The organism is Hyphomicrobiales bacterium (genome assembly GCA_030688605.1).
Taxonomy (GTDB): domain Bacteria; phylum Pseudomonadota; class Alphaproteobacteria; order Rhizobiales; family NORP267; genus JAUYJB01.
This window is the reverse complement of sequence record JAUYJB010000103.1, coordinates 1-7,406: the sequence shown is the minus strand read 5'-3', so window position 1 is coordinate 7,406 and position 7,406 is coordinate 1. Positions and strand designations below refer to the sequence as shown.

Below are 7,406 nucleotides of genomic sequence, written 5' to 3'. Positions count from 1 at the left end.
GACCTTTGGGTTTGGTAGCAATAGGCATCGAGATATCATGCCAAATTTCCGCCCCTCTTCAAACTCCTCAACCCCAGTCCTGGCGCGGCTCTCAGCCACATATGCCATCAAAAATTGCCCATACTCTTATGCGATGATCCTCTTTTATCAGGTGGGCCCGTGTTTGAAAATGGGAGTTATCCACAGCCATTTTTGGTGAGCTAAAAGGGGTAACGCGATGCGGCTAAGCCGTGGCGAATAAGCGAGCCTGAAAGGCGAGCGTGCTCGACATCAGTCTTAAGCCGCGGGTTAGGCCGTTCGTGACACCCAAGACCTGTTAGCCTACCGGCTCAACGATTGGCCGAGGTCCCGACCCGCTCGCTATCTCGCCGGTTATTCGAAGGTTCATGGTCCCATGCGCGCCGTGATCATCCCACGACAGCACATGCTTATTCTGTTTTCCGTCTCTCTCAATCAATAAGCTTGCTGGCCGGTACAACGCCTGCATACCTGGCTCGGTCAACCTAGGTGTGCCGAAGGCGAGAAGCAGCGCGAGTCCTCCGATCCCGAACTTCGCTCCTGCAATTCGGCTCGGGTCCTCTGTAGCCATAACCGAGATTACCCTGACAAGTGTAAAGTACCAGCTAGCCACCCCAGGAGTTCCGAAAATGTGCAGCCCGGCGTCGGGGGGCCAGGAATTCCGCTGGAAAAGAATGTCGACCCACGTGTGCGGGACAGCGACCTTCCAAAGTGGCAGTAATCCGCAGAGAACTTTGAGTAACCAGAGCTCGAAGGAGCTACCGGAAGTTTGATACGTGCTATTCGACAGCCGATTCTCGGATGCCTCTTGAAAGCTCGCTTTCAGGTCAGAAAGAAATACTTTCGCGACAGAATCAAGCGGCGAGAGCTGTTCGTTATGACGCTTGCATAAAATTTTTGCCGCGAGCGAAGCAGTCCCGATTTGCGCCGTCTCACCGCCCGGTTGCCATGGAAAGCCCGTAACTTGAACAGCCGTCCCCGCGATCTCCAGAACCGACTCCGACACGTAGTGCTCCTTGGAGAGACCTCCTGCACAATCGCCGAGATGCACCGCATAACAAGTCACTCGTCCTCCTTGAACGACATCGAGCGGTCTAACGCTTGAATTAAGCCGCCGCCGGCCGGGAGCGGTTGCAAGTGAATCGGCCCAACCCCGGCGGACGGCTTGAATGAATTGTTAGGCCGCTGTTGCCTTCAAACTTGAAACTAAGTACTGCGACCTTTGTCGATAAACTGCAAACGTGGATTCACCAATTCGACCTGCATAGTGTCCGCTTTTGCAATCTCCCCCAAGACTCTAATTACCGAGTTCGGAGGAAGCACGCCAAGCTCCTTGTAGTCTGCCACTGGAACGCTACAAATCACCCACAGAAGCCCTTCTGCACTCCCGTTTGGACCCATCAACAGCGTAAGAGTTGCGTTCCCATCAGCGTCTACACGTGCGCATAGAGATAGGTGTCCCACTCTACATAAAAAATGGGGTCAGGCAAACCTTTTCGATCTTTTTCTAAAACAAGAAACCGGCAAAAAGGTTAGCCTGACACCTTCATCTTTCCAAAGGACTGATCCGGATCGCCTCCCAGGCTGGAATCAGAGCCGCCAGAAGGGCGACGGCAACGCCGCTGCCGAGAGCCAGAACCAAGTCCGTCAAGCCGAAAGATTCGGCGGCCAAATCCACCAGTGAAAATAAATTACCGACCGTTTCCCCCACCGCGACCAGCGCGGCCTGACCCAACGCCCAGCCGAGCACGCATCCCGCCAGCGCGCCGCTGAGCGCGAGCAGCAAGGCTTCGAGGATAATCAACCGCAACAGCTCGCCGCGGCGCATGCCGAGGCAGCGCAGCATGCCGATTTCGCGGCGGCGTTGAATGACGGAAACGGACAGGGTGTTGTAGATCAGGAAGAGGCCGACGAAGAGCGCGATCAGACTGACGAAAAAAAGACCGACGCGAAATGAGGTGAGCAATAGATCAATTTGCTCGCCACGCTTACGCGGCCTCTCCACCTCCGCCGCGCCCTTCAGCCGTTCCCTAACGAGTCGTCGAACCGTTTCGATCTCGGCGCCGTCCTCGACGGTCAAGTCGACAATGTCGAGCTTTCCCTCCTTGCCGATGGCCCGCTGCGCCACGGGCAAATCCATCAGCGCGAAGCTGCCGCCGAAAACTTTGGCCGCACCCTCCTCCTTGAGCAACGCCCGGACAGTGTACGGCTGCTTGCCCCGGCTGGTGAGCAAGGTTATGGTCGCGCCCAGCGGAACATTAAGCCGGCTCGCAAACGATTCGGTCACGGCGATGGAGTCCGGGCGGGCGATGAAATCGAGCGCTTGGTCCATGGCGAATTCAGCGCCGGCAAACTGATGTTCGCGAATGGCGAAATCGGTGAGCAGATCGACGCCGTAAACATACAAGCGCTCGCCCGCAACGCCGCTGACCGGCAGAAACGCTTCCACCGCCGCCGCAGCGTCGCGCACGCCGATCGTATCTCTGATGAGTGGGAACAGCGACTCCGCGATGCCGCTCTCACCGTTGGACACCTGCAGCACCGCCTTGCCGGCGATCTGATCGATGGTCGACTGAAAGGATGTTGTCATCGAGCGGTTGACCAGGGCGACGGCGATAATCACCGCCACCCCCATGGCGATTCCGCAAAACGTGAGCAGCGTGCGCACCCGGTGGCGCTGGACATGCCGCCAGGAGATCGTGCGCAGCAATCGTAGGACTGAGCAAACCGATTTAATCATAAACCTTGCGCCAGAGATAAGTTCAAAGTTCCATGTTCAATGCCTGCCCTGAGCTTGGCGAATGGGTTCAACGTATAAGAAATCTTATCGCTCCTTAAATACTTACCTAGGAAATGTTGAACAGAGCGACTCCAGGAAAATTTATCCCGCCAAGGCGCCAAGGCGCAAAGTGACACTCGGTGTCATTTCGACCGAAGGGAGAAATCTTTCTTAGATCCCTCGCATTCGCTCGGGATGACGGACCTCGGCCCGTCACTTTGCGTCTTTGCGGGAGACATGGTTTTTCCGATCTCTTCTTCGTTTCCGAATTTTAAATACTTTTGGTTAGAACTTTGAACCTTGAACGGCGGACTTCTCCGCCAAGCCCGGATTATCCGTGCCCCCTGGTAAAGCAACAACACAGGCCGAGGGGTAAAGCCTGGAGGGAGAAGGCACCCAGACGTGTATTTGCATTGAATTGTGTCGCGATTGGGCACTCGTTTATTTTCTTACCGCTGTTTGCCCCGAATGAGCAGTGATGCGGAATGTGAACAGATCGCGTCATGTTGGTGATAACTTTTGAGCCAATTATCTTTTATCAGGTGGGACCGTGTTTGAAAATGGGAGTTGTCCACAGCCATTTTTGGTGAGCAAAGGGGGAAACGCTCGGCATGAGCGGTCCGGTGCGCGAAGCGCACGAACTCGATGCCGTTGTTAGACCTCATCTCGTGTATCCAGCGCTGGCTCGACGTACGCAGACAGCTGCCACGCCTCGTCGTAGCGCATATGTTGGGAAATCTTCGGGATCTCGATATCTGCCACCTTCGCGACCTGCTCCAGGCACCGATATAGATGGCCACGCAGTATCTCTAGCGCCGCAAAGTACGACTGTTTAGTTTCCGGCGCGCGATAGAAGTCCGGGTGGTGTGGGATTGTGGAAGTCGCGCCGACCGACTCAGACCTCAGAGATTGTTCAAAGCTCAGAAATTGTCGAATCGCTTCATTTTGAAGCTCAAGTAATAGGTAGAGACCACCATCCGAGTGACCGGCCAACTCAACCTGTTTATCTACAAGCAAGCGCCGGATCTCTTGGAGAGACGACAAGGCTTGGTCAATACAGTTGTCGCAACACTCAAATGCATTCAGCACGCGACGATCGGCTAGCCGAATCACCACTTCTCGTGCAACTCCCCTCTCAACGTCGTCAGGGCTAACTGAGAACGACACAAACGGCAGATTTATCGAGACGCCCGTTACTCGGTGTTCGACCAGGCGGCGGCCCGTTTGGACAAGCTTCCCAATGTCGAAACGGAATGGCGGCGGGAGGTCTCTCATTTTCGACTCACATGAGGTCTAACGCCCAGCATCAGCGGCGGCGCGTAGCGCCGTCCGCTGCATGCTGTTGTTAGGCCTCCCGCCACCGAGCCAAACCATCTTGTTACTCCGAGTTCTCCGTCGACAACTCCGCCTGTCGCAAGACGAGCTGCGTTGCCCCTTCCGCCAGATCCGGCGGGTAGCCGTACTTGGCCAGCAGGCGCCGTACGTTGCGCCGCAGGCTCGCCCGCACTGACTCGCGTTGCGTCCAATCGAGCTTCGGCATCCGGCGCACCATCTCGGCCAGCTCCCGTGCCATGAGTCGCAGCGTGTCGCTCTGCATCGCTTCCCGGGCCGACTCATTCTCCGCCAACGCATCGTAGAACGCGGTCTCCTCGCTGCTCAGGCCGAGCTCCTCGCCGTGCTTCTGCGCATCCCGCAGGCTCTTTGCCAGATCGATCAGCCGCGTGATCATCTCGGCGGTTGAGATCGCCTTGTTCGTGTAGCGCAGCATGGCGTCCTCGAGCGCCTCGCGGAATTTCTTGCTCTGGACAATGTTCGTGCGCTCGGTGATGCGGATCTGGTCGTTCAGCAGCTTGCGTAGCGTTTCCAGGGCGAGGTTCTTCTGCTCCAGCGCCGCCACCCGGCCGAGGAACTCATCGCTCAGGATGTCGAGGCGGGCTTCCGCTAGGCCCGCGACGGCGAACAGGTCGATGACTTCGTCGGCATCGACCGCGCCGCCGATTACCTGGCGCACGGCGGCGTCAATGTCGCGCTGGCGGGCGTGGCCAGCTCCGCCGCCGCTGTCGTCAGCCAGTCGCTTGCGAATCATCGCCACCGCACGCTGGAAGAAGGCCAGATGCGGTGTGATGGCTTCGGTCTCCGGGCGCGGCACCGCCAGCGCGAAGGCCGCCGACAGTTCCTTGACCAGCGTGCGCAGGCGTTTCCAGCCGTCGTCGCTCTGCCCGAACACGTGATCGATCGCGCGCAGATACACCGGCAGCACGGCTTGCGGCTCTGCGTCGAGCGCCTGCTCGTAGTCGCAACCGTGAAAGAAGCCGCGTAGTTTCTCGAAGGCCGCCTGCATCGCGGGCACTGCGTCGTCCTGCACCTTCCTGACGGCCTCGCCCGTGCCACCGGCCTGGGTGTAGGTGGCGAGCGCATCGGCCAACTGGTCGGCCAGGCCGAGCAGGTCGACGATCAGTCCGCCGGGCTTGTCGCCGTAGACGCGGTTCACACGCGCGATGGCCTGCATCAGGTTGTGCCCGGCCAGCGGCTTGTCCAGATACATCGTGTGCGCCGGCGGGCAGTCGAAGCCGGTCAGCCACATGTCGCAGACGATCACCAGGCGCAGGTCGTCGTCGGGGGCCTTGAAGCGCTCGGCCAGGCGCTTTCGGGCGACTTTGGTGCGCACATGGTTCCTGAGCGGCTCGGGATCTTCGTTGGTGCCAGTCACGACCACCTTCATCGCGCCGAGTTCGTCATCCGCGTCGTGCCAGTCCGGGCGCAGCGTGCGGATCGCTTCGTAGAGCCGCGCGGCGATGTCGCGGCTCATGGTCACCACCATCGCCTTGCCTTCCATCGCGGCGCGGCGCTTCTCCCAGTGCTCGACGATGAACGCCGCCAGGCGTGCGATGCGCTCCTGGGCGCCGACGAGCGATTCCAGTGGAACGCGGATCCGGTCCTCCGCTGCCTCCCCGCTGCGGTCGGCGTTGACGACGTACTCGACCTCTTCCTCGGCGACCCGCGCGCCCTCCTCGTTCACCTTCAGTTTGATGATGCGGGATTCGTAGTAGAGCGGCTTGGTCGCCCCGTCCTCGACCGCTTGGCGGATGTCGTAGACGTCCGCGTACTCGCCGAAGACGTGGATCGTGTTCTTGTCGTCGCGCTCCAGCGGCGTGCCAGTGAAGCCGACGAAGGTCGCGTTGGGCAGCGCCTCGCGCATCCAGCGCGCCCCGCCGTCGACGAAACCGTACTGGCTGCGGTGCGCCTCGTCGGCCATGACGATCACGTTGGAGCGCTCCGAGACCACTCCGTGCGCCTCGGCGAACTTCTGGATCGTCGTGAACACCACCCCGCCCGCCGCACGGTCGAGCAGCGCCTTGAGATGCTCCCGGCTCGCGGCCTGGACCGGGTCCTGCCGCAGCAGCGCGCGCCCGGCGGCGAAGGTGTCGAAGAGCTGATCGTCCAGATCGTTGCGGTCGGTGATCATGACGACCGTCGGGTTGGTCATGCGCGGCTCGCGGATCAGCGCCCCGGCCAGCATCAACATGGTGAGCGACTTGCCCGAGCCCTGGGTGTGCCAGATCACGCCCCCGCGACCGTCGCCCGTGCCGGACGGCGGTTTGAGACGCGCAAGGACGCTGGCGCGCGCCTTGCGCAACGCGCGGAACTGGTGGTAGCCCGCGATCTTCTTGGCGATCTCGCCGCGCTCGTCCTCCTCGAAGGTGACGCAGGTCCGCAGGTAGTCGACCAGCGTCCGCGGTTCGAACAGCCCCCGGATCAGCGCCTCCAGGGTCGGCGCGCCGCCGCCCTCGCGATCGTCGATCGGGCGCCAAGGCATGAAGCGGCTGCGCGCGCTGGTGATCGCGCCGACGCGGGTCAGCATCCCGTCCGAGACCACCAGCGCCAGGTTCGGCACGAACAGGTCGGGCGCCGTCCTCATGTAACGGTCGAACTGATCGATGGCGACGCCGATGTCGGCTTGGGTATCGGTCGGGTCCTTGAGTTCGATCACCGCGATCGGCAGCCCGTTCAGGAATACGGTCAAGTCCGGGCGGATGCTCTTGCCCGAAGCCCCGGTTACGGTAAGCTGGCGCACGACCAGCAGATCGTTCGCGGCCGGATTGTCGAAATCGACCAGCCGGGCGCGGTCGCCGCGTGTCTCGCCGCTCTTTGCATCGCGGTACTCGACCTCGACGCCGTCAGTGAGCAGCGTGTGGACCCAGCGGTTGTTCTGGATCAGCGTCGGGTGCGGCGGGCGCGAGAGGATACGCACGACTTCTTCAATGCTGTCATGCGGCAGACTGGGATTGAGGCGATGTAGTGCGCCACCGAGGCGGCCGGTCAGCACAACCCGAGTCGCATCGCCACGCTCGCCCGCGTCATCGATCTCGATGCCCCGTCTGGTCACCGCACCGATGGCCCCGAAATAGACGGAGGCGACATCCTCGACGAGCTGCTCGGTCGGTGAGGACATCGTCATTCCGTCTCCTTCAGGTCATCATCCGGCGCGGCCTGATCGTCGCCGTTCTCGGTCCCGTCTCGTTCGGCGAGATGGTCGTTCAGCGCGGCCTTGTATGCCTCCCGGTCCGCATGGAACAGCACTCGACTGGGCAGCAGCTCCAGGTTGCCC

The 7,406-nt window shown here is 60.6% G+C and carries 5 protein-coding genes; 1 reads left to right on the top strand and 4 read right to left on the bottom strand.

What is annotated here, in order from left to right; all coding sequences use genetic code 11:
- On the top strand, nt 1-199 hold a 199-nt coding region (locus Q8P46_11220), incomplete at its 5' end, for a hypothetical protein (protein ID MDP2620724.1).
- Between the two features lie 117 nt (nt 200-316).
- On the opposite strand, the gene Q8P46_11215 is transcribed toward Q8P46_11220, so the two are convergent.
- From Q8P46_11215 to Q8P46_11200, 4 genes are all read right to left on the bottom strand, one after another.
- Nucleotides 317-1,024, bottom strand: a complete 708-nt coding sequence (locus Q8P46_11215) for a hypothetical protein (protein ID MDP2620723.1) — start codon at nt 1,022-1,024, stop codon at nt 317-319.
- Between the two features lie 540 nt (nt 1,025-1,564).
- Nucleotides 1,565-2,728: an ABC transporter permease gene (locus Q8P46_11210; protein ID MDP2620722.1), complete on the bottom strand. Its 1,164-nt coding sequence runs from the start codon at nt 2,726-2,728 to the stop codon at nt 1,565-1,567.
- 723 nt (nt 2,729-3,451) lie between these two features.
- Nucleotides 3,452-4,072, bottom strand: coding sequence for a hypothetical protein (locus tag Q8P46_11205; GenBank protein ID MDP2620721.1), 621 nt, complete (start codon nt 4,070-4,072; stop codon nt 3,452-3,454).
- A 103-nt stretch (nt 4,073-4,175) separates the two neighbouring features.
- On the bottom strand, nt 4,176-7,256 hold the full coding sequence (locus tag Q8P46_11200) for a type I restriction endonuclease subunit R (GenBank protein MDP2620720.1): 3,081 nt from the start codon (nt 7,254-7,256) through the stop codon (nt 4,176-4,178).
- Nucleotides 7,257-7,406: the final 150 nt, after the last annotated feature.

Excerpts from the sequence above, each read along its gene's own strand:
- Q8P46_11205 (MDP2620721.1), bottom strand. The coding sequence starts at position 4,072 with ATGAGAGACCTCCCGCCGCCATTCCGTTTCGACATTGGGAAGCTTGTC.
- Q8P46_11200 (MDP2620720.1), bottom strand. The coding sequence starts at position 7,256 with ATGACGATGTCCTCACCGACCGAGCAGCTCGTCGAGGATGTCGCCTCC.